The sequence below is a fragment of the Halegenticoccus tardaugens genome, from assembly GCF_004116405.1.
Lineage (GTDB): Archaea > Halobacteriota > Halobacteria > Halobacteriales > Haloferacaceae > Halegenticoccus > Halegenticoccus tardaugens.
This window is the reverse complement of the sequence record NZ_SDIC01000002.1, coordinates 587746-609105: the sequence shown is the minus strand read 5'-3', so window position 1 is coordinate 609105 and position 21360 is coordinate 587746. Positions and strand designations below refer to the sequence as shown.

Genomic DNA, 21360 nt, shown 5'->3' with positions numbered 1-21360 from the left:
ACGCCATAGAGTAATCCAAGCGATGTGGTGGACAGACACACCACACCCCACACCGCGCACTACACACCACCATGTCACCCACGACACCAACACCAGCGAACGAAACCACCGAGACCGCCGATCGAACCGCCCGAGGCGACGAAGGACGAGCGCTCTTGACGGACACCGAGCGAGCGATCCTCTCGGGCGAAAAGGTCGTCAGCGACAATTATCGACGAAAGGTTGTCTCAGTCGTCCACCGGCGGATCGAGCACCCCGATCGCCTCGATCGAGACATCCAAATCCTCTATGAGCACCACCCGGCGCTCTACGCGAGTGCCCGGGATGTCGTCTGTCGTCGACGCGAGCGCTCGCCCGAGACCGACTAGTCGGCGGGAGCAGACCCGCGCCGTGCAATATTGATGGCGGCGTTTACGTCCGCGTGGACTTCGTAGCCACAGCGCCGGCAAGCGAATTCGGTCCCTGACCGGTATTCGGGGTCGGTCTGTCCACACTTCCGACAGGTGGTGCTGGTACCGGCGGGGTCGACAAACACTACCGGGATGCCGGCGGCGGTGGCCTTGTACGCGATTTTCTCTTGGAAGGCGGCGTAGGGCCAGTCGTGGATAGGGTCGTCAGCGGTGTCACGATAGCCAGTCAGTTTCTCGGCTCGGATGCCGCAGGGGGCGTGGTCAGCAGCGAGGTCGACAATCCGCCGAGACGCAACGTTGAGGATGTGGTCGGTGTATCGTTCGTGTTCGTTGAGGCACTTTTTGACGCCGCGGAGGTCCCCCTTCGATTGCAACTCTGCTCGCTTGCGAGACAGGCGATCGCGGTAGTGACGACTCTCGCGGCCAGACTCCATATCGACGGCGGCAACAGTGCCGTCGGAGTGGACGACGGCGGCGGCGTAGAGCACGTTTTCGCCGAGGTCGACGCCAACCCAGCGGGAGAGGTCCCCCGGTTTGTACACTCTCACGTCGGTTTTAACAGTGAGATGCAGGTTGGCAGTCCCATCGTCGCGAAGGTGGACCTCCGCGCTGCCAGTCGTTGCCTCACCGTCAACAACGGCTTGCAAGTACTCACGCTGATAGTCGCCGATCCTCAGATGGAACCATTCCGGGTGGTATGGGACGAGGCTGAGTTTCGCACCAAAGCCGCGGTCGTTCGGCTCGATGATGAGTTGGTCACCGCGCAGGCGGAGGTAGTCACCGTTTCCGAATCGGGGGCGGTTGCCGGGATAGCCGTTAGATCTCCATGAGGCAAACGCCTCGGTGACTTTTTTAGCGGCCTCGTGGGCGTTGGCTTTCGAGAGCGTACAGTCGTCGAATTCGCGGGTGAGCAGGCGATAGAGATTTTCCGGAGATTGTACTTTCAATCCCACGAGGGTACGTCTGGAACCGCTCGCGGACGTCTTCAATATCATTCGAGAAATGGTCTTTCAATCCCACGAGGGTACGTCTGGAACACCGACCTGCGCGTCGACACCCTCGCCACGCTCGATCTTTCAATCCCACGAGGGTACGTCTGGAACTCGAGGAGCGCTTTGAATCGCCGACGAGCAGCAACGCGCTTTCAATCCCACGAGGGTACGTCTGGAACAACGGACGAAATCCTATCAAAGCTCCGAGAGCAACGCTTTCAATCCCACGAGGGTACGTCTGGAACGCCCGCATGCCAAATGTATCCGTCCGGGTCGAAGAGCTTTCAATCCCACGAGGGTACGTCTGGAACACGAGCTCCTCTCCTCGGTCGACGACGGAGAGCACTTTCAATCCCACGAGGGTACGTCTGGAACTTGTCAGGCTTTTGCTTGGCGAGTGCGGAGTCTTTCTTTCAATCCCACGAGGGTACGTCTGGAACTTCTTGGTCATCCCCGCGGTCGAGCCAGTCGTAAAACCTTTCAATCCCACGAGGGTACGTCTGGAACCGCCAACTCAACGCGATCGTCCGTGCCCTTGAGCTTTCAATCCCACGAGGGTACGTCTGGAACTCTGAGACGTATCGCCACGAAGAGCGGACGTAATCGCCCTTTCAATCCCACGAGGGTACGTCTGGAACACACGATCGAGCGTCGCGAACGACACGGTGAGTTCCTTTCAATCCCACGAGGGTACGTCTGGAACTGGAGACCATCACCGAGTCGATGGGTCGCGCCATGATCTTTCAATCTCACGAGGGTACGTCTGGAACTCGTATTTGTGCATGTCAAAATACACGCACCTGGACTTTCAATCCCACGAGGGTACGTCTGGAACCGGTCGTCTGAGGAGTGATGAGACGGCCAACGCGTCTTTCAATCCCACGAGGGTACGTCTGGAACGAACTCGTCACGACCGTCCAAGAGGAGCAGACGATAGCCTTTCAATCCCACGAGGGTACGTCTGGAACAAGGACGCCACACCCCGCTTCGACGCGCACGTGGGGCTTTCAATCCCACGAGGGTACGTCTGGAACACGCAAAGCGTCAAACCCATCAACAGCGCGCCGAATGCTTTCAATCCCACGAGGGTACGTCTGGAACGCCATGAGATCCCGATCGAGATTATCACGCTCTCGTCCTTTCAATCCCACGAGGGTACGTCTGGAACGGACGTGACCGTCCCGAGCATTAAGAGTATTGCTTACTTTCAATCCCACGAGGGTACGTCTGGAACCCGTGGTGAGGCCGCCGCGTACCTCCAGTATCACGACTTTCAATCCCACGAGGGTACGTCTGGAACCGATACTGTTGCCGACTACACGATTCTGGAGTTCGTTCTTTCAATCCCACGAGGGTACGTCTGGAACCCGGAAAATCTGTGCGCGAAATCGTCGACAGTATGCTTTCAATCCCACGAGGGTACGTCTGGAACGCCATGTCGACCTCGCCGATCTTGAGCGACGGGGGCCTTTCAATCCCACGAGGGTACGTCTGGAACTGGCCGACATCACGGCCGCGGTCAAAGACGATATCCTTTCAATCCCACGAGGGTACGTCTGGAACGAGCTCGCGACGCGGGGTGTCAGACCCCCCACCGTCCTTTCAATCCCACGAGGGTACGTCTGGAACCGGCGATCCTCGCCGATACGCTCTTTCTCGACGTCCTTTCAATCCCACGAGGGTACGTCTGGAACTCACGGGGCTCTGGCTTCCCTGGGCGCTCCCTTCGCGCTTTCAATCCCACGAGGGTACGTCTGGAACTCGATCCGAGGACACCATAGACCCAGTCCTCTGCTTCCTTTCAATCCCACGAGGGTACGTCTGGAACCGAATTGTAGATGCGATGCGGGTGTCCCGTCTGATCTTTCAATCCCACGAGGGTACGTCTGGAACAACTCGCGACGGCGCTCTCGGACCACTTCACCGAGCTTTCAATCCCACGAGGGTACGTCTGGAACACTCATTTAGGCCCTATGAGCCGATCGCCGATGGAGCTTTCAATCCCACGAGGGTACGTCTGGAACCGCCGCTCTTAGGCGCAATTGAATCGCTATGGGACTTTCAATCCCACGAGGGTACGTCTGGAACAGGAGACCTCGACCATCCCCGGCATCGTCGGTCGGATCTTTCAATCCCACGAGGGTACGTCTGGAACACCGTCTCGGGGTTGTCGTCGACGTCGATGTGATCCTTTCAATCCCACGAGGGTACGTCTGGAACCTACCCGAATATTGGACGCTTGAGGCTTATCTTCACCGGTATTGATTCCGACTTACAGTCGACCCTCAATCAGCTGGAAACCCTAGGGGGTCGACTGAGAAGGTACCTGTGCAGAGACTACCCAATGATACGAGAGCCGACTGTTGAATCCGGTGTTCGCAGACCCAGAAACGCATCATATGTAGACCGTTGTGGGAGTACATACAATCCAATGTCCTCATCGACCGGCAACAGGTGCGTTCGTAGACGATTGAGGTTGTCTTGGTTCGAGCGATACGCAGGAATACTGACCGTAATCGATTGCATTCCCCGTGCTTCTTGAACTGCCTGTTTGTTCACATCAGCCTGGACCGCTAACTGAGCAATTTTCTTTGCTTCTGTGTCTGTCCGTGGGACCAACACATCTATTGAGGATTGCTGGTCAATGATATGCTTCGTACTGAGTGTCGCACAGTTGGCTTCGTCTACCAGTACGGGGAGCGACGTTTCAGTAGTCCCCGATGTGGTGTGATAGGCGGAATAGTACTTGTCTACTACTTCGCTAATCATCGCCGTTTCAGCGACGTGTTTCCCTTCTCGATGTTCTTCAAGTGCTGTCTCTGTGGCAGCGAGTGGATCACCAAATGCAAGGGTTGAGTAGATCACCTCTGACGGCGGTTGGCTGTCCTCGGCTGATGCGAGTTTCCAGATGCACACGTCTTGACGCTCGCTATCAAAGGAGCGGTTACAACGACCCGCCGCTTGTACAATCGATGGGGCTGGCGCGAAATCCCTGTACAGTCGGTCGAAGCTGACGTCAACACCGGCCTCAATCAGTTGCGTCGAGACGAACAGGAATGGCGCATTCAGTTTACAAAGCCGCTTGGCGACGCCGATGAGTGCAAGGCGATCAAACGGTCTGTGCCGGGTTGTGAGATGAGCCACTAACGGTCGGTCTGTATCAAGAGAGGCAACGAATCCATCTGCATCGAAGTCGGATTTGTCCTGCTCTGCAACCCACTCGGCGAACTGTTCGTTGAGCGTCTCTTCACCAACATAATCGCTCGCGTGTGTTGCGAGCGTCCGGGAGCTACTGACTGTGTTACAGATGGCAAGCGTCGGCGACTCGATCCCATCCATCAGCGTAGCAGCAGCATCCTCCGGTGGGAACGGAGAATTAGCGGTCGTAGAATCCGCCGAAGGATGAATCGTGTACCGAACTCGAGGATGGGCGTCGATGAACGACATGGGGGATGCCGTCGAAAACGCCGAATCGTCAGCCTCCACAAGCGCGAACGGGTCGGGCGTATGCGCGAACAGTTCGAACAACTTCGGTTGCGTCGCCGTCATTGAGATGACGTGAGCGTTGTAGCGGTCAGTGAGCACTCGACAGAGGCGACTGACGAGGTTCATCCACTCGGGAGGGAGTGCCTGTGGCTCGTCGAGGATGACCACCGCGTTTCGCAACGAGGGGAGTTTGAGCCCCTGTGACTTGCGCGGCCCAGCGAGACTCTCAAACAGTTGGACGAAGGTGGTCAGTGTGAATTGCTGTCGCCACGAATCTCGGATGAGCATCCGGTCGCGTTCAGCGAGTGCGTCCGTCTCGAACGGTTCCTCGTCGGGCGACACGTCCGCGAGGTGGTGATGCACCGCGAGATCCAGCGCCCCGGCGTCGAAGAACACCGATGCAAGTTCATCGGCCGTCTGGTCGATAATCGACGTAAAGGGGAGGGCATACACGACACGGGACGGTCTCCCTGTGCGGGTTGCCTTCCGGCCGGCCAGTGTCAGCCCAACCTGTGTGCTCGTCAGTGTTTTTCCGAAGCCCGTGGGCAGGGTGAGGTTCGCCACTTGGGTGTCGGCTTCGAGGAACGACTCGACTCTCCCGAGGGCAATCTCCCGCGCCAAATCACGTATCTCGTTTAAGTCTGCTTCGCGAGCGTCCGTCGCGGCGTCGAAGTTCTCAATATATTGGTCGACGGCTTCTGAGTCCAGAGTCCCGCAAGAGAGTTCTTCCAGAGCAATGTGCGCCGCTGAGGTGGTGTCAGCGAGCGTCAACGTTGTCCACGTATCGACGAGATGGGCGTAGAAGTCACCCCCGGAGTCATTCACATGGGAGACGACGTGTGATGCGTTTTTGGCAAGCTTCGGCAGGTTTTCTCGTGCTTTAATATGCTTTTTACATCTCGTCCAAGACCCTTGACCAGCCGTCGCCCGATTGATGAGCGATTCTGCGACCGCTCGGGCATCGGAGTTTGAGTCGATGTTGTCGAGTTTCTGTTCAATGGCGTCGTAGGTTTCGGCGTTCCCGCCGTGGGGGTCGCCAAACTGTTGGGCGAACGCACCGGCCCCGCCTTGCATGTCAGGAAGCGCGCCGTGGTGTTTCAGGACAGCGAGTGCCCCCACCAGTTGGTCGTCGAGCTCGGCATCGCCATGTTCCGAAAGGGCGTAATTCACGACCGCCCCGCCGATATGCGAATGGTGCGTTTTGTTTCCGGGAGGGATCTCGTCTCGGATGTACTGCTGAAACCACGTGGTCAACTTGCCGATATCGTGCAGTCCAGCGACAGCCACGACAAGCGGGTCATTGAGAGTACCCAACACTCTCATTCGTCGCTCTACGTCCCACAGATGGGTCTGAAGTGGCGTCGCCGGGCGGAGTAGCCCATCCGAGAGTTTCTCCGGTGGGTGTGACCACAGAGCCGGGTTGATTTCGTCCTCGCCCATCAGTAGAACGCCACTTTTCGGTTCCCTGCATCGAATCCACACGCCTCGGTAGCGATCAGTGGCTCATCGGTGCTAAACCCGACCGAGACCGTGCCATTCAGACGACGTCCGTTGGCGACGCGGGTCATATTGTAGGGGTGCTTCTCGACGGTGAATGGTCCGGACTCAATAGGGTTGACCACAGACAACGGGAGTGCGGACTCGACTTCGGGTGCGTCGTCTGTGACTGACTTGACGTGCACCTCTCCGTTGAACTCAATTCGAGCAAGACACTCCGCCGTGCCGAGATACGGTGTGAAGACGCTCGTCCCGTTCGAGAGATGGTCAACAAGTTCCTCACGGAAGGCAGCGGTCCGCTCGTCGGTGCGGTCGAAGACGACGTCGATGGTATACGTGGGCCTCCGGATCATATGGATGACCGGCCGCTGGCGACTCCCATAGATGGCGTTCGCATTTGGGAGGCCACCGACGGCCTCCGTGAGTGCCTTTGCCGCCGGGTCGCCTGTCTCAGATAGCGTGAGCTCCTTTTCGTCGCTACTGTTCCGGGTCCCAAGATACAGCCGGGACATGGTGTGGGTCCCTTCGTAGTCGTCAAGGGTCACCGAAACTCGCGTTCGGTTGGGGTGGAACACGTCGTAGTACGTGTCACGACCGCGGCCGACGATGGCAGCAAGGAACCCCGCGACTGTAGTTCTCGGGAACATCGTATATGTCCGATAGAGCGTCCCTTCGATGTTCCGAAAGTGCGCCCATCGCCCAGATACGGTCAGCGACACGGCCTCGTCGTCGGGTAGCTCACGCGCGGGTAAGTCGGTCATGCAGTGTAGCCTGGCATAGTGGTTGGCTCAGTTGTTGAGGTCCCGTTCATCGTACGGGTCGACTACACGCACACGGTTGTCACCGAGTTCACTCTGGAGGCGTTCAGTCAGCGTCTCGCCGTCCTCGTATGAGAGATACGGGCTCTCAACGAGATGAACCGTATCGATGTGCGATTCGTGGGCAGCAAGTTGTTCAACTAAGCCGTCGACGTTTAACGTTGCATCCGTAATGTCACTGAAGGTTGGATAGGCATCCTCGTCGACGAGTTTAACACCGAGGTCCAGGTCACCGAGGTGGAATGAGTCGGTGGCGTATTCAACGCGAAGGTACAGTCGGGGCTCCTGTCCAACCTTACTCCGTGTGATCGTTTGGTTCTTCCATGCCCGCCAGACGACCGAGTCGAGGCGCTTGACGTCACGCTCGCTCAACCCGGTATTCGCGGCAGCGTTCTCGTTGACGACGGCCGTGAATGAGTACACACCAAAGCGCACGCGGTGGTCATCGGCGAACGTCCCCTGCTCATTCTCTGTCGAGGACGAGAGCGTGACTGCTAACTGACTGGACTCGTCGTTGAGTGTGACTGGGTGGAGCGACTCTCCGTGACCGAACTGGACTGGACCGATGTACTGGCGCGGCAGGCTGGAGCGAATCGCATCGACAGCATCTGACTCCTCCTCAGTGAGCTCAGCGTCGTCGTTGTCCGCGTTGCCCTTAATCGTGACCGTCGCACCGAAGAGGCGTGTGTCAGTCGATTGTTCAAGGAACCGATCAGCGATGGTTTCGGCGTCAGACTCTGCGATTTCCTCGGGGTCCATATCCATGAGCCGCAAGTAGAGTTCCTCGCGCGTCGAAACCCCCTCAGGGATGAATCGGGGACTCTCCAGCAGCACGCCGAAACCGTCTTCGGTAAGTTGGTCTCGAACGTATCGTTTGAACCGTGAGTCAGTGACGATGCCGATGTCGTTGTCGTCCCGGCGCGGCCGGTCGTCACGCCGTGGGTCGCCGTTCGGGTTGGCGTTACGGGCGTCAGTCAGCATCAGAATCTCCGAACGGTTGGAAATGGTTGCGTCGTCGGTGCCGTCGTCAGTGGATATATTGCTCATTGTGTTGTTGTCGGTGTGTTAGTCGTCGCCCTGTTTGTTCTCGTCGGAGTCACCGTCCACGAACGTATCGGCGGCACCGTAGGTCAACCCAAGCGCATAGTGATACCGAAGATCCGACCGGTCGATGTCCCAATCAGCAGGCGCAGTTTTTTGACCGACGTCCATCAGACGCTCTGTGTACCGTTGATTCATGATGCCTTTCCCGTCGCTCTCAGTCTCTGAGTAGACGTTGTTGAGTTCCATGACGTCCGCTGCTACGTCGGCGAAACTACGTTCGGTGAGCGAGGCGACTGGATGACGGCGCATCAGCGTGTTCGACGTACCGTTGTTCCGTTGGAACGCCGACAATCGGCCGACGAGGCCACCCAGTAGGAACGCTGACTGGCGTTCCTCATCATCCCGCAGCGCGGCGTGCGATTTGATGAACGAGTCGAGTCGAGAGTCTCTGTCTGTCATATTGTAGTCGTAGTCGTGGTCGCGCGGGGCGTAGCCGTTGAGTCCGTCGACGGCCGCGACCGCACACGCCTGTAGGTACTGTGTCGTGGCGATTCGAGGAGTGGCGTCCCACCCCTCCTCGAACGCCGTTCGTTGGTAGTCGATACACTTCTGCGCGAACTGGTCGAATAGTTCGCTTGCCGCGATGGCGTCCCCCTCGAACAGCCGGAATGAGAAGTCGAGGTGCGGGAAATACGTCATCGTTGTTGCATCCGTTCCAGCGTCCAAATCGGGACGGGTGACCGTCGGTGCGAAATATTGCTGGCGAGCGAGGACAGACAGCACCAGGGGGCCACTCGTGCTGTAGACCCACCCGGGTTTGTTGTCATCCTTTTCCCAGAATCGTCGGTAGCGAGCGAAGGGTCCCTGTTGGTCAGCGAACACCCACTCGGAAACCACCTTTGTGTGTGCCTCAGACAGTTTTCGCCCACGTGTCTTGACGATACGCGGTGCTTCGAACTGTGGGAGGCGGACGGAATTATTCTCAAAGGTAAGCAGGTAAGCGTACAGTGACAATTCGTCTTCGTCGGTCACGTGCGGCACGAGGTCTACTTCGGTCAGGCCGTCGCCGTCTCGAACAGCGTCCAATACAACGTACAAGTCGCGAACAGCGTCGACGTCCAGCGAATCAGGGTACGGCAACAGGTAGAGGTGCTGTCCAAGATCCAACTTGGTCCGAAACTTGTCGAGTAGCCCCTGTGCTCCGGCGAGCGCGTTGGCTGTGTCCCGCGAGAGAGGGCGCGTCCGATGAGCTGATCCGGGGTTCATGTCGTCGAAAATACCCCACTGTTTAGCGGCAGAAGTTGCCATTGGTGTTCCGGAGCCACCGTAGACTTCTTCCTTCTCGTCGAGGACGAGACAGACACCCGCACCGTATGCGTCCATCCCCTTTGTCGCCGACTTACCCTCTTTGAGTTTTGCCGAGCGGTTCCGTGCCATCGCCTCATTCATCGCTGGCACTTCACCAGGGTAGCGGAACTCGTCGTCACCCTCGGTTCGGATTGCGAGGGTGACGAACATCCCCGCATCACCAATAATACCGTCACCGGCATTGGAAATCTCCTTGTCAGTGGGTTCGTCACCCTTTATTGAGTTTTCGTCAAGTCCGAACAACTCCCACGCAGCTTCGCGGAGCGTCTCGGCGGCCTCCTCGTCGTCGCCGAGGTCACTGAGTGGGCTGAGTACCTCCGCGTACTCGTCCTCTGCTCGCGCTTCGGCCACGCCGTCTTTGGCTGTCCACTTCACCAATTGGTCGACCAGTGCGTCAGTCACCTTCAGCGCATTCCCCGACTTGTGGAACGTCGCCGAATAAACGGTTGTGTGACTGCTCTTGCTTGCGACTGTAGAGTAGCCGAGTCGATATACGTCATCCTCGGCGAATTGCTTGGCGACAACAGGTTCGTCATCGTCCAGCCGTGCCTCACCGTCTTCGATGACGATGCGGGCAGCGAGCACGTTCGGGTTCCCGGCGTGGTCGCCGTCAGCGTCGATCTGCACAAACACCTCTGTCTTCGACCCGGGCGTCATGTACGGGACATACGATCGGTCGATACCCTCGACAGTGGCGGTGCGCGCCAGCGTGTCGAGCGTCGTGTAGAGATACGCAATGTCGAACAACGAAGCCGGTGGTCTATCAGGCAGCGCAGCCTCAATCTCCTCGTCAGACACGGCCGCGAGGTCTGTCTGCTCTCGCCCGATCTCATCTAGCGAGAGGTTCATACCGCCGACCCCTCTCGCTCGACGATGTTGAGGAATCCGAGTCCGTAGCCGTTGCGCCCGCCGATTCCTGTATCAAGCGCAAGGTTCAGATGTCGACGGTGGTTGTCGTCACGCACCTCGTAGGTGAATTCCCACTTGCTCAATACGACGGTGAGCGTCGTCCCCGTCGTAACCGTCAGTGGAATGGAAAACGTCTTCATGCAGTTCCATTCGTCGAACAATGGCGCAGCCACCTCAGCTGGCCCCGGCAGGTAGCCCGGCTGGAATTGGTCGTGGTCAAGTTGGAGTTGGTCTTCGACGTATTTCTGGAACGGCTCTAGTGAGTGCTCGGGCCGCCAGTACGTCTCGTACTCGCCCGAATCATCATCCTCGTATTGTGGTGGGAGAACAGCATAGACACCGGTTTCCGTCCGCATCCTCCCCGTCGACCCCGGTTCCCCCACATCGGGATACAGATCTCGCATCTCGGTGACTCGAAACGGCATCTCGCCTACATTGAGTTCGTTCGCGTCCAACCACTCTGCAGCGATTGTTGCTAACAGTTCGTCACGGGGCGAGGAAACCAGTATGTGGCGCTCGTCGCCAGCATCCATCCCCCCCCATGGGAATGGATTTGAGTAGCACAGCCCCGTCCGCTCTTCACTATCATGAAGCGCGACGTGAGAACTGCCCTCAAGTGCGTTCCATATCGCCCCCCGAAGCTTGTGGTGATATGTTGAGTCATAGGCGGCATCTGTCCGTGCTTCAACGTCGAATAGGACCCTCATGTCATTGTTCTACCTCCTTCTTCATGCACTCCCTTCAACGAAGTTGTTGAGTATAACTCTATGGGAAAGTTCACACAATGTGAATGACTGAATAAACAGTGATAACAACTAAGCGAGAGCGCTCCAATCTATCGACAGCCCCTGGCTGCTCACAGTTTCAGGTGCACCCCCATCGGATTGAAATGTTGACGGGAGTGCCCAGGGGAACCTCTTTGACGAAGAGTCACAGGCAGAGCAGTCAGTTCCCAAACCCTAATCTCAACGCTTGGTTGTCTCCCGCTCGGAGTCGCCCATGACCTTAAATTTATATGATACTACCTCAATCATTGTTTGTGTGTAGTTAACATGACTCGGGAAAATAGATGCGATAATGCAAACGATCTCGATGAACGTGTGACTGGGGTAATGATGCAGTACTACGAAATGTGTACTCGGGAACTCTGGTTCGCCGCCCACGATGTTGATATTGACCGTGAGAATCGACACATCATGCGAGGAACGCGCGTTGATAAGCAGTCCTATGCAGAGAATAGTGAATCCATCCAGATTCATGGGACTATTGCCCCAGACCTCCTTGACGACGGGCGTATCGTAGAGGTAAAACCGTCTTCGGGTTCGTCAGGTGGTCGACTCCAACTGTTGTACTACCTGTGGTACTTCAAACACAAGCTTGGAATCGATACCACGGGGGTTCTGGCTGTGCCGCGCGAGCGTACTCGGGAGACTGTTGAACTCACTCCTGATGCTGAAGACCGGGTGGAAACAGCTCTCCATGAGATACGGGCTATTATTAAACGAGACACACCACCTGCGTTCGAAAAGAAGCCGTACTGTGGTTCGTGTGCGTACCGTGACTTTTGCCAAATTTGACCGATGGACGAGAACTACCACATATTCAGTGATGGCACCCTCTCTCGTGAACAGAACACGCTCCGCTTCGACACGGCTGACGATTCGACGTATCTCCCGGTTGAGACTGTCGATGCGCTCTATTGTTACGGTCAGGTTCGGTACAACACTCAGCTGTTAGGGCTCTTGAACGACAACGACGTCGAACTCCATGTTTTCGGTTGGAATGGTCAATATGTCGGCTCACACGTCCCCAGACGGTCATACATCTCTGGACAGACCATCGTCAAGCAGGTTGCCACGTACCTTGACGAAGATCGCCGACTCTCGGTAGCCCGGGAGATGGTTTCGGGGAGCATCCACAATATGAGGAAGAATTTGGTGTACTATCGGTCACGTCGAGACGGCAATCAACTCGACGACGCAATCACAGAACTCGACGAGACCACAGAGAAGTTGAGTGAAGCACAGGGGATCGATTCACTGATGGGTTTCGAAGCGACCGCACGAAAAGCGTACTATTCTACTTTCGACGACATTCTTACTGGCCTGTGCTTTCGAACGCGAACGTATCGCCCACCAGAATCGAACTCGAACGCACTCATTTCATTCGTGAACTCGCTCGTTTACGCGAATGTTGTCTCCGCGATTAGACGAACAGCACTCGAACCATCGGTCAGTTTTCTCCACGAGCCCGGTGACCGTCGGTACTCATTGTCGCTGGACATTGCCGATGTGTTCAAGCCACTCCTATCTGACCGGCTCGTATTTCGTCTCGCCAATCGATCTCAAATCACCTCGAATGACTTCCGTAATGACGTGAACGGACATCTTCTGACTGAACACGGACGAAAGACGGTCGTTACCACATTTGAGGAACAGCTTGAGGAGACGATTGAACATCAGACGTTGAACCGCCATGTTAGTTACAAATATCTCCTTCAATTGGAGGCGTATAAACTCAAGAAACATGTGCTAACAGGCGAACCATACGAAGCATTCCGGCGGTGGTGGTGAGTGGTTCATCTAATCGTCATCTACGATGCCGAAGCGGAGCGAACTCGTCACTATCGTACGTATCTCCGACGACACCTCACTCACCTCCAACAGTCCGTCTTCGAGGGGGATGTAACAGCGGGCACTGCTGACGAGATTAGAGAAACGATGGACGGGCTAGTGTCTGAATCAACGTACGACGCAGCTGTCGTCTACGAAGTGTCGTCCCAGTCCTACCTCAACCGCGAAGCTTATGGTGACGACCCAGTGGACGACAAGCATATTCTGTGACTTGTCCAGTCGACCCCCCGGGTAATCACGGTTATTGGGGGTCGACTGATGTCTGAACTTGCAGCCGGTGGATATAAGCCCTGTAGCCCGGATATGCTGGTAGGTTCCAGACGCACCCACGTGGGATTGAAAGCACCTTCCCGTACGACGAGGACGAGAACCCTGGAGTTCCAGACGCACCCACGTGGGATTGAAAGCTGCTTCGCTGCCATTTCCTCGAACTTCGTTTCGGTTCCAGACGCACCCACGTGGGATTGAAAGCTCGCAGAAGAGCCGTTGGAGTGCCGCGCGACGGGTTCCAGACGCACCCACGTGGGATTGAAAGGATGTTATGTGCGAGGACCGCGATATCCCGTTCTCGTTCCAGACGCACCCACGTGGGATTGAAAGTTCGTCTCGAACAGCCGAACGCTGGGAGCGTCCAGGTTCCAGACGCACCCACGTGGGATTGAAAGTTCGGACACAACGTCGCCGCCGACGGGGACGATGAGGTTCCAGACGCACCCACGTGGGATTGAAAGTGCATCCGCCGGTAGATCGACTCGTTATACTGGCGGAGTTCCAGACGCACCCACGTGGGATTGAAAGAGGACATCGCAATCGGCATCGGCTCCTATCTGTCGGTTCCAGACGCACCCACGTGGGATTGAAAGCATGGACGGTGTGTCAATTGCCGGCCGCTGCCGATGGACAACAGCGGTTCCAGACGCACCCACGTGGGATTGAAAGGAATTCGCCCCCCAGAACACCGCACTTCGGTGACTGTTCCAGACGCACCCACGTGGGATTGAAAGATCACCAAATCCCAACAGTCGATACCATCCCGACTGGGTTCCAGACGCACCCACGTGGGATTGAAAGCTCCCCGAACACGTAGCAGAGTGCGAGGACGGCCGTGTTCCAGACGCACCCACGTGGGATTGAAAGCCGAACGCCTGCCCCGTCTCGAGGTCACCAATCACGGTTCCAGACGCACCCACGTGGGATTGAAAGAAGATTCGCGCAAATGAGGACGAGATCCGTGTCTTGTTCCAGACGCACCCACGTGGGATTGAAAGCTCATCACGTCGCGCCAAGAACTCCTCGACTACCAAGTTCCAGACGCACCCACGTGGGATTGAAAGTCGAGACGACGGTGCTGTTCATCGGTTACGGTGATAGTTCCAGACGCACCCACGTGGGATTGAAAGGATCCCGCCCGCCGGACGGACGGTGGCAATGATGGCAGTTCCAGACGCACCCACGTGGGATTGAAAGTTCTTGGTCATCTCCCCGGTCCAGCCAGTCGTAAAAGTTCCAGACGCACCCACGTGGGATTGAAAGGAGGCGAACAGTGAGTTCGGGACGCTCGATAACCCCGTTCCAGACGCACCCACGTGGGATTGAAAGTTCAATTTCTGCCCGGTCCGCGCGCGCGTGAAGGTTCCAGACGCACCCACGTGGGATTGAAAGCCCAACCATCGAGTGGTGCTGGCCCCGTAGAACATCGGTTCCAGACGCACCCACGTGGGATTGAAAGACTGTGTACCTCTCAGACGACGAGTTTGAGTGGGTAGTTCCAGACGCACCCACGTGGGATTGAAAGGTGTATGGGTACTACGACCCGACTCTCGAGCAAATACGTTCCAGACGCACCCACGTGGGATTGAAAGAACGAGGAACACTAACATGAGCAAGGTAGCGGGGAGTTCCAGACGCACCCACGTGGGATTGAAAGGTTATCTCAAACAACCTCGGGGTGAACGACGGTGGTCGTTCCAGACGCACCCACGTGGGATTGAAAGCACCTCGGCCGGGAGATCGAGGTCGGGGAGGTCGGGGTTCCAGACGCACCCACGTGGGATTGAAAGACGGGTGTTCGGATAAGCGACCGATAACGTGGGAGTAGTTCCAGACGCACCCACGTGGGATTGAAAGTGCCGAGACGCCAGTCTACCAGGCGACGGCCTGCGAGTTCCAGACGCACCCACGTGGGATTGAAAGACCGGCGACAATAACAATGCAATCGCCGCGACAGTTCCAGACGCACCCACGTGGGATTGAAAGATTTGTGACGCGAGGGTCTTGCCGACCTCCGTTTTGTTCCAGACGCACCCACGTGGGATTGAAAGCGTGTCGTCGGTGGTGGTGGTTTTCTCGGCGGGCTCGTGGTCCAGACGCACCCACGCGGCACGACAGCGATTAAGACCCGTTCCAGATGAACTCTTATGGGGTTGAAGCTTGCGGAGTACCTGGACGCTGACGAGAGACAGCAGAGTTCCAGACAAATCATTGTGGGTTGAAGTCGGTCTGTAGGCTCCCGGAGCGAAAACGCCTGGATGTTCCAGACGAACCAGCTGAGAGCTCTCTCTCTCTCTCCGAAAACTTCCGGACGCTTGGTCCGACGCTTAACTTATTGAATGGTCTCTTCGACGAAGTTTTCGCACCGTTTGGTGACGACTATAGATCGTATGAAGCATGGCCGCAAAGACTTACTCCGAGGCGTACTGCGAGTGACGATCTAACTGGTGGCGCAGAGTATCTCATCTTCTCGAGTCTCCATGACTTCGACGCAGACACAGAAAGTGGGCTAACGGAGGCTCGTGATGGAGCTGACGCTCAATCGTGGCGAGAGTGGCTTCAGCCGATTTTGTTTGATGACGAAGTCGTCACAGACCTCCACACAAATGGGTACGCACAGCGTTCGTTGTCGGTAGGTGAGTATGTGATTCGCGGCCCAGAAGAGAGCGTCGACTGGCGAGAGCAGGGTTCGAGTGCTGACAGAGATGCTGCGTCTCTCGAAATTCCAAATCCACCTGCACAGTCGCCAGCACAACATCTTACTGCGACAGCGTTCGCTCAACTCATCTCTGGATTTGAGAGTGACAGCTTTGCCCTTGAGAGAGAACCGAGATCGTCGAGGAACACATCTGATCGTTCCTTATCTCCCACTGAGTTCGGGACACTCGTCCATCGACTGTGCGAACTCCGAGAATCCCCTAGTCAGTGGCCAACGTTGATTACTCGTCTGTGTAGTGATCCGCAGATGATTTCGGAGGATGAGATTCGACGTATCACTGAGCATACAACGCGAGGTATCGACGCGCTCCGTGCCATCGAGCGCGACCTAACCGTCGAAGCCACTCACGATGAATTGTCCGTGACGCTTCGTCTCGATTCAGGCCGGGTCGTCGGTGATATTGATCATCTGACGGTGACACCTAATGCGTTCTATGTGACGGATTACAAGACGAATGATCTCTCCAGTCAGTCTATAGAGGATCTTGCCGACCACTATTGGCCGCAGCTTCGTTCGTATGCCTGTGCGCTCTACCAGCATGATCCGTCACGCGAGGTCGTCCTGACGCTAGTCTTTACTGCTGAAGGCGAGATCCGACAAGAACGCTTGGACGCAGAAGAGGTAGTTGCGTTATTGACTCAATACGAGAAAGTGCTACAGACGCTATAAAATCGGAGAATGAAACTGTGATCTGATCTGGTGATTGAGAAATCTCTTCATGGGGTTCATGCTGGGGTACGATTTCTGGATTTGGCTATCTACTATTCGGTCCCTATTTGCTCAACCTCGAAGGACGAGAAGACAGTGCTGTCGATCCTAAACCTCTAAGTTCTACTTCTTCAACCAATGCATTACATGACCAGGCTCTATCTTGTTCCAGTCGGTAAGGATTGGATTGACCACTTTGAGAGCACGGTGAGTACACCCATCCACCTTCCCGAAGATCATCCAATTCCAGAACTCGAAGACTTCTCTGAGGTTCGTATTTGGGGGACCACGAAAAGCAAACGAAAGCGCAGATTTTTCGAAGCGATGGAATCTGGCGATCTACTCCTCTTCTATAACGAAGGAGAATTCTTTGCAACAGGAAGAGTCAGCCAGACATTTGAGAATCCTGAGGCCGGGAATTGGCTTTGGAACAGTGCTTCGAGCCGGTTCATCTACACCGTTACTGATTTTCAACGCATTTCCATTCCTCGCGCAGAACTCAACAGGATACTGGGGTACAGTGACAACTACATCCCACAGGGATTTATGCAAGTCTCTGAACAGGCGATAAACCGACTCCTTCAGCAGTACACCTCTGTTGAGGAAGCCTTTCAGGACTTTCGGAACTCCACAGTTGATCCGCCAACAGCGGGGGATCAAATGCCACATTCAGCACCCGATGTCGAAGAGGAGGATCAAGAGGTCCGTGAGCACACTGAAATTCAGTGGTATCTCATCCAGCTAGGGTTGAAGCACAATTATGATGTCTATGTCGCCAAGAACGACCGCAATCTAGTCTATGAGGGTCAGCGACTCGGTGAAGAGTGCGTCGACAGCCTACATCTCACGGGGTTTAGCGACGCTGCAATGCGGATTATCGAGTATGTTGACGTCATTTGGCTGGATGGAGACTATATCGTGAAGCTGTTCGAGGTTGAGAGCACGACAAACGTCTACAGCGGTATTCTACGGATGACTGATTTCGTTGTGAAGGTGCCCAACCTTGCCGTCGACATGTACATTGCAGCTCCACTGGCTGATATGGAGAAAGTACGGAGGGAAATGGATCGACCGACGTTTCGCCATGTGCTAGCTCGTGCTGAGCACTGTTCGCTGCAGTACCTCTCGTTCGAAGAGATTCGGGAGAAAAATCAGACCGTAGAGCGAGCAGGAGCGCTTCAAACAGTGTTTTAGAAACCGAATGGTGGTATATTTCTGATGTACAAGATTAGGATCTAGATCGAGATCAATACTCTACGGGTCATCCAATTGTTCCCCACAGTGCGGACAGTGTATGAGATTCTGGCCTGTCTCCTCAAAAACCCAGACGCCAGAATGCTCGCCGGCAGCGCAAACAACCCAATTCCTAAGAACGCAATCACCGCACTCAGCACCTTCCCCAGCACCGTTACCGGATAGACATCCCCGTCCTCAACCGTCGTAAGCGTCACGACCCCCTCCACAACGTTGCTGGAATGCTCGAACACACTTTTGGCTGTGCGGCATTCTCGACAGAGTACATCAGACTCGACGCCTCCACCACCAGGATCGCCGTCACCGAGACGGCCACCACGAGGTCGGCGTTTTTCGTTCGCAAAATTTTCTCGATTGTTCGCCGCGGCGTCGAGTACCGAGCGAGCTTTAGCAGTCGGAAAAATCGGAGGGGATCGAAACAGTCAGTAGTTGATACAAACAGCCTGCTGAATACAGAGAATGTATTCAGCACGACAGCCCGCCACAAGACTGGCACTTAGTTCGTACAGATAGTGGATACTAACCTATCCAAAACAACTATTGACTACAACTGCAAACTTAATCATAATGAACTATTCCGACGATGGTTGGGTTTGGCGGCAGCACATCGTCGGAAAGGCCCAGAGCAGGGCTATTCTTCTCGTGACAGTGGTTGGCCTTTTAGTACTGGCCTCTGGTGGATTCGTGATTGGGCTGAATGTCGGTCTTTCTCTCGGTTGGCTCATACTGGTATTCGGAATCGCTCTTGGTGCAGGAGTGCTAGGTGCGGGTCTCGGGCCGACTATCGGTTCGCTGTGGGTCGTCAGCCTCTGGTGGTTCATTTTTCCACCATTGATAGGATACCTTACTAGCAGTTGGGAGAACTCCACCCGGTATCACCATCCTCGGATGCTGGGGTTCGGATATACTTCTGCACACGCCGAACTCCTTGGTGGCATTGAATACGGAGTTAAATTCGGTCTCCTACTCGCAATACTCATCGGATTAGTCGGATACTCCACTGGAGCCGTCGTTTCACGGATTTTAACACAATTGAAAGCACGTTGATAACCATCCTACTACACTGAACAAAGATACCCCATTGCGACCGATTCGCGCTCTCCATCTTGTACGCGTCGGTAGCACTATCCAATATGAAACAGGTACGTTCGTGGGGATACGAACCCACAAATCCACGGTTGACGGACCACTGAGACAACAGCTGCGCTACCGAATAGTATAATGGAACAACAGGAGCGAGATTCATACTGACCGGTAACACAATCGAGTCGCCGATATTCCCTCGTGAACACGAGGGATGACACCGTCCGGGACGGCAACGGTAACGCGGTTCAAGTCGGCCCCGGATCAGAACCCGGATATCGGGACAAACCGGAACGTGAGATAGGCACCGACCGTCGCGATGGCCGGCACGACGTTCTGCATCAGGACGACTCGCGCGGTCATCACGGGGTTGAATAACGCCCCCGGATCGGGGATGTCCTCGACGTCCTCCGCGCCGATTGGAGGGAGCGTCTCGCCCTCCTTGTCGGCCGCCAGCGCGTCGACCGTGACCGGAGGCCCTCCGTTGCCAGTGACTATTTCGGGGGCGGTTCTCGGTCGGGTCGCTCGGCCCCAACCCAGCCCGACGGTGGACATCGTCGCGATGATGACGAAGCTCGCGGGGATGCCGAGCGCCGAGAGGAAGACGACCAGCGTCGAGGAAATCGACGCGACGACGATGGCCGCAGTGAGGGGGAGTTCCGTGAGGCCACTGCCCATCGTCTCCAGGGTTCGTCGAGCGATGGTGAACGAGCCGATGGCGACGGCGATCCCACCGAAGATGATCGCCGGGTTCATCGCCAGTTCGCCGCTGCCAACCAACGGTGCAACGGCGTTAGCGATGTTCGAGGTGCCTGAAGCGAAGGCCATCAGACAGCCAATCGCGACGACAGTAACCGTCCCGACCAGCTCCCGACGATTGGTCGTCTTGTGGACACGTGGGATGGGGACGACACCGGACCGGTCAAGATCGAACAGGGACCCCGTACTGCGCTCTATCGCGATCAGCCTGTTCAGCCGCGCGTAAAAATACCGGCCGATGACCAGCGAGACCCAGAAGCCGATGATGGGCGAGACGACCCACCAAATGACGATTTGTCCCATCACGGCGAAATCCAGCACGCCAGCGGCCAGTGCGAGGCCGGCGATTGCCCCCACCGCGGTCATCGAGGTTGAGGCCGGGACGCCGAAGAGGTTCCCGATCAGCAGTGCGAGCCCAATGAAAAACAGCACGGCGATAGAGGATTCGAGCGTGAAGACACTGGTGTTGACGACCAGTTCGGTACCGAGTTTCGTCACGACATTCCGCCCCAGCGTCCAGGCACCGATGAAAAAGAACACGCCCATGAGCGCCGCGGCGACAGGCTTGGAGATGGCGTCGGCACCGACGGCCGGCCCGAACGCCGGCCCCGTGGTTGATCCCCCGATGTTGTAGGCGACGAACATCGCGACGAGGACGCCAGCGATGAGCAGGAGGCTGGTCATCGGTCCTCTGTCTCGCCGTTCGCGCTCTCGGCCGCACGCTGTTCTTCGAGGGTCGCCTCCATTGTCTCGCCTACTTTCTCTTCGACAGTCTTCTCTACTGTCTCCCCAACTGTTTTTTCGACGGTTTCACCGACCGTCTCCTCTATCGTCTCTTCAACCTTCTCATCCACCGTCTTTTCCACTGTCTCGCCCACCGTCTCCTCGACTGTCTTCTCCACCGTCTCTCCGACGGTCTTTTCGACGGTTTTACCGACCGTCTCCTCTACCGTCTCCCCAACCTTCTCGTCTACTGTCCTTTCCACTGTCTCGCCCACCGTCTCCTCTACCGTCTTCTCAACCGTCTCGTTGACTGTCTCGTCAACGGTTTCTCCGACCGTCTCGTTGACCGTCTCTTCGACGGTCTCCTTGACCGCCGTCGTCATCCAGTTCGGATCGAAACGGGCCATCTTCCAGACGACGTGGAGGACATAAGAGACCAGTACCCCAAATCCGAATGCCAACCCGACAGCGGTTCCGGCGATGACGATCAGTCCGACCGAGACCGCGATCAACAGGCCGTAGGTCAGATCGATGAGAGAGTCGACGCGGTTCGGATTCACGACTCACCCAGTCCGAAGGCCACCGGTATGGGTAGAACTAATCTGGAATCAATAGATGTGAGAGAGCACATACAGATTCTACACATCCCTCGCTCAAGTAATTTGGCAAAAACATTTTGCCCGGATA

Annotated in this window: 16 protein-coding genes and 2 CRISPR repeat arrays; of the genes, 7 read left to right on the top strand and 9 right to left on the bottom strand. The window is 56.2% G+C overall.

Annotated features, from left to right (window positions below; genetic code table 11):
- Nucleotides 1-71: 71 nt before the first annotated feature.
- Nucleotides 72-368 carry a hypothetical protein gene (locus C3L37_RS07000; protein WP_228546145.1) on the top strand — a complete coding sequence of 99 codons (297 nt, stop codon included), beginning with the start codon at nt 72-74 and terminating at the stop codon, nt 366-368.
- Here the strand turns inward: C3L37_RS07000 and C3L37_RS24780 are convergent.
- The 6 genes from C3L37_RS24780 to C3L37_RS06970 form a co-directional block, all read right to left on the bottom strand.
- Nucleotides 365-1324 (bottom strand): RNA-guided endonuclease InsQ/TnpB family protein, encoded by a 960-nt coding sequence (locus tag C3L37_RS24780; protein WP_228546165.1) that lies wholly within the window; start codon nt 1322-1324, stop codon nt 365-367. The two genes, C3L37_RS07000 and C3L37_RS24780, sit on opposite strands and share 4 nt — an antisense overlap.
- 26 nt (nt 1325-1350) lie before the next feature.
- Nucleotides 1351-3622: a CRISPR direct-repeat array (repeat unit 30 nt; unit sequence CTTTCAATCCCACGAGGGTACGTCTGGAAC).
- A 117-nt stretch (nt 3623-3739) separates the two neighbouring features.
- Nucleotides 3740-6328: a CRISPR-associated endonuclease Cas3'' gene (locus C3L37_RS06990; RefSeq protein ID WP_129113881.1), complete on the bottom strand. Its 2589-nt coding sequence runs from the start codon at nt 6326-6328 to the stop codon at nt 3740-3742.
- A complete protein-coding gene (gene cas5b / locus C3L37_RS06985) occupies nt 6328-7146 on the bottom strand; it encodes a type I-B CRISPR-associated protein Cas5b (protein WP_129113880.1) in 819 nt (272 codons plus the stop codon). The genes C3L37_RS06990 and cas5b overlap by 1 nt, the downstream gene beginning before the upstream one ends.
- Nucleotides 7147-7173: 27 nt before the next feature.
- Entirely contained in the window at nt 7174-8250 is a 1077-nt protein-coding gene (gene cas7b, locus C3L37_RS06980; protein WP_129113879.1) for a type I-B CRISPR-associated protein Cas7/Csh2, read from the bottom strand.
- Between the two features lie 18 nt (nt 8251-8268).
- Nucleotides 8269-10464 (bottom strand): TM1802 family CRISPR-associated protein, encoded by a 2196-nt coding sequence (locus C3L37_RS06975; RefSeq protein WP_129113878.1) that lies wholly within the window; start codon nt 10462-10464, stop codon nt 8269-8271.
- Entirely contained in the window at nt 10461-11231 is a 771-nt protein-coding gene (locus tag C3L37_RS06970; RefSeq protein ID WP_129113877.1) for a CRISPR-associated endoribonuclease Cas6, read from the bottom strand. Before C3L37_RS06970 ends, C3L37_RS06975 begins: the two co-directional genes overlap by 4 nt.
- 405 nt (nt 11232-11636) lie before the next feature.
- On the opposite strand from C3L37_RS06970, the gene C3L37_RS06965 reads away from it, so the two are divergent.
- The 5 genes from C3L37_RS06965 to C3L37_RS06945 all read left to right on the top strand — a co-directional run bounded on the left by C3L37_RS06965 (nt 11637) and on the right by C3L37_RS06945 (nt 18048).
- Nucleotides 11637-12101, top strand: coding sequence for a CRISPR-associated protein Cas4 (locus tag C3L37_RS06965; RefSeq protein WP_267195305.1), 465 nt, complete (start codon nt 11637-11639; stop codon nt 12099-12101).
- Between the two features lie 3 nt (nt 12102-12104).
- On the top strand, nt 12105-13097 hold the full coding sequence (cas1b, locus tag C3L37_RS06960) for a type I-B CRISPR-associated endonuclease Cas1b (protein ID WP_129113875.1): 993 nt from the start codon (nt 12105-12107) through the stop codon (nt 13095-13097).
- Nucleotides 13098-13367: a CRISPR-associated endonuclease Cas2 gene (gene cas2, locus C3L37_RS06955; RefSeq protein WP_129113874.1), complete on the top strand. Its 270-nt coding sequence runs from the start codon at nt 13098-13100 to the stop codon at nt 13365-13367.
- Between the two features lie 103 nt (nt 13368-13470).
- Nucleotides 13471-15478: direct repeats of the CRISPR family, unit length 30 nt; unit sequence GTTCCAGACGCACCCACGTGGGATTGAAAG.
- A gap of 593 nt (nt 15479-16071) precedes the next feature.
- On the top strand, nt 16072-16815 hold the full coding sequence (locus C3L37_RS06950) for a PD-(D/E)XK nuclease family protein (protein ID WP_228546164.1): 744 nt from the start codon (nt 16072-16074) through the stop codon (nt 16813-16815).
- A 186-nt stretch (nt 16816-17001) separates the two neighbouring features.
- Nucleotides 17002-18048 carry a hypothetical protein gene (locus tag C3L37_RS06945; RefSeq protein WP_129113872.1) on the top strand — a complete coding sequence of 349 codons (1047 nt, stop codon included), beginning with the start codon at nt 17002-17004 and terminating at the stop codon, nt 18046-18048.
- A gap of 41 nt (nt 18049-18089) precedes the next feature.
- On the opposite strand, the gene C3L37_RS25700 is transcribed toward C3L37_RS06945, so the two are convergent.
- A complete protein-coding gene (locus C3L37_RS25700; RefSeq protein ID WP_394345788.1) occupies nt 18090-18248 on the bottom strand; it encodes a hypothetical protein in 159 nt (52 codons plus the stop codon).
- Nucleotides 18249-18675: 427 nt separating this feature from the next.
- Between C3L37_RS25700 and C3L37_RS06935 the strand changes: the two genes are divergently transcribed.
- Nucleotides 18676-19155 carry a hypothetical protein gene (locus C3L37_RS06935; RefSeq protein WP_129113871.1) on the top strand — a complete coding sequence of 160 codons (480 nt, stop codon included), beginning with the start codon at nt 18676-18678 and terminating at the stop codon, nt 19153-19155.
- 300 nt (nt 19156-19455) lie between these two features.
- On the opposite strand, the gene C3L37_RS06930 is transcribed toward C3L37_RS06935, so the two are convergent.
- Nucleotides 19456-20634, bottom strand: a complete 1179-nt coding sequence (locus tag C3L37_RS06930) for an inorganic phosphate transporter (RefSeq protein ID WP_129113870.1) — start codon at nt 20632-20634, stop codon at nt 19456-19458.
- Nucleotides 20631-21233, bottom strand: coding sequence for a hypothetical protein (locus C3L37_RS06925; protein WP_228546144.1), 603 nt, complete (start codon nt 21231-21233; stop codon nt 20631-20633). The genes C3L37_RS06930 and C3L37_RS06925 overlap by 4 nt, the downstream gene beginning before the upstream one ends.
- Nucleotides 21234-21360 lie beyond the last annotated feature (127 nt).

Bases quoted from the DNA above. Each gene is read 5' to 3' on its own strand.
- C3L37_RS07000 (WP_228546145.1), top strand. From the start codon at position 72: ATGTCACCCACGACACCAACACCAGCGAACGAAACCACCGAGACCGCC.
- C3L37_RS06990 (WP_129113881.1), bottom strand. From the start codon at position 6,328: ATGGGCGAGGACGAAATCAACCCGGCTCTGTGGTCACACCCACCGGAG.
- cas5b (WP_129113880.1), bottom strand. From the start codon at position 7,146: ATGACCGACTTACCCGCGCGTGAGCTACCCGACGACGAGGCCGTGTCG.
- cas7b (WP_129113879.1), bottom strand. From the start codon at position 8,250: ATGAGCAATATATCCACTGACGACGGCACCGACGACGCAACCATTTCC.
- C3L37_RS06975 (WP_129113878.1), bottom strand. From the start codon at position 10,464: ATGAACCTCTCGCTAGATGAGATCGGGCGAGAGCAGACAGACCTCGCG.
- C3L37_RS06970 (WP_129113877.1), bottom strand. From the start codon at position 11,231: ATGAGGGTCCTATTCGACGTTGAAGCACGGACAGATGCCGCCTATGAC.
- C3L37_RS06965 (WP_267195305.1), top strand. From the start codon at position 11,637: ATGATGCAGTACTACGAAATGTGTACTCGGGAACTCTGGTTCGCCGCC.
- cas1b (WP_129113875.1), top strand. From the start codon at position 12,105: ATGGACGAGAACTACCACATATTCAGTGATGGCACCCTCTCTCGTGAA.
- C3L37_RS06945 (WP_129113872.1), top strand. From the start codon at position 17,002: ATGACCAGGCTCTATCTTGTTCCAGTCGGTAAGGATTGGATTGACCAC.
- C3L37_RS06935 (WP_129113871.1), top strand. From the start codon at position 18,676: ATGAACTATTCCGACGATGGTTGGGTTTGGCGGCAGCACATCGTCGGA.
- C3L37_RS06930 (WP_129113870.1), bottom strand. From the start codon at position 20,634: ATGACCAGCCTCCTGCTCATCGCTGGCGTCCTCGTCGCGATGTTCGTC.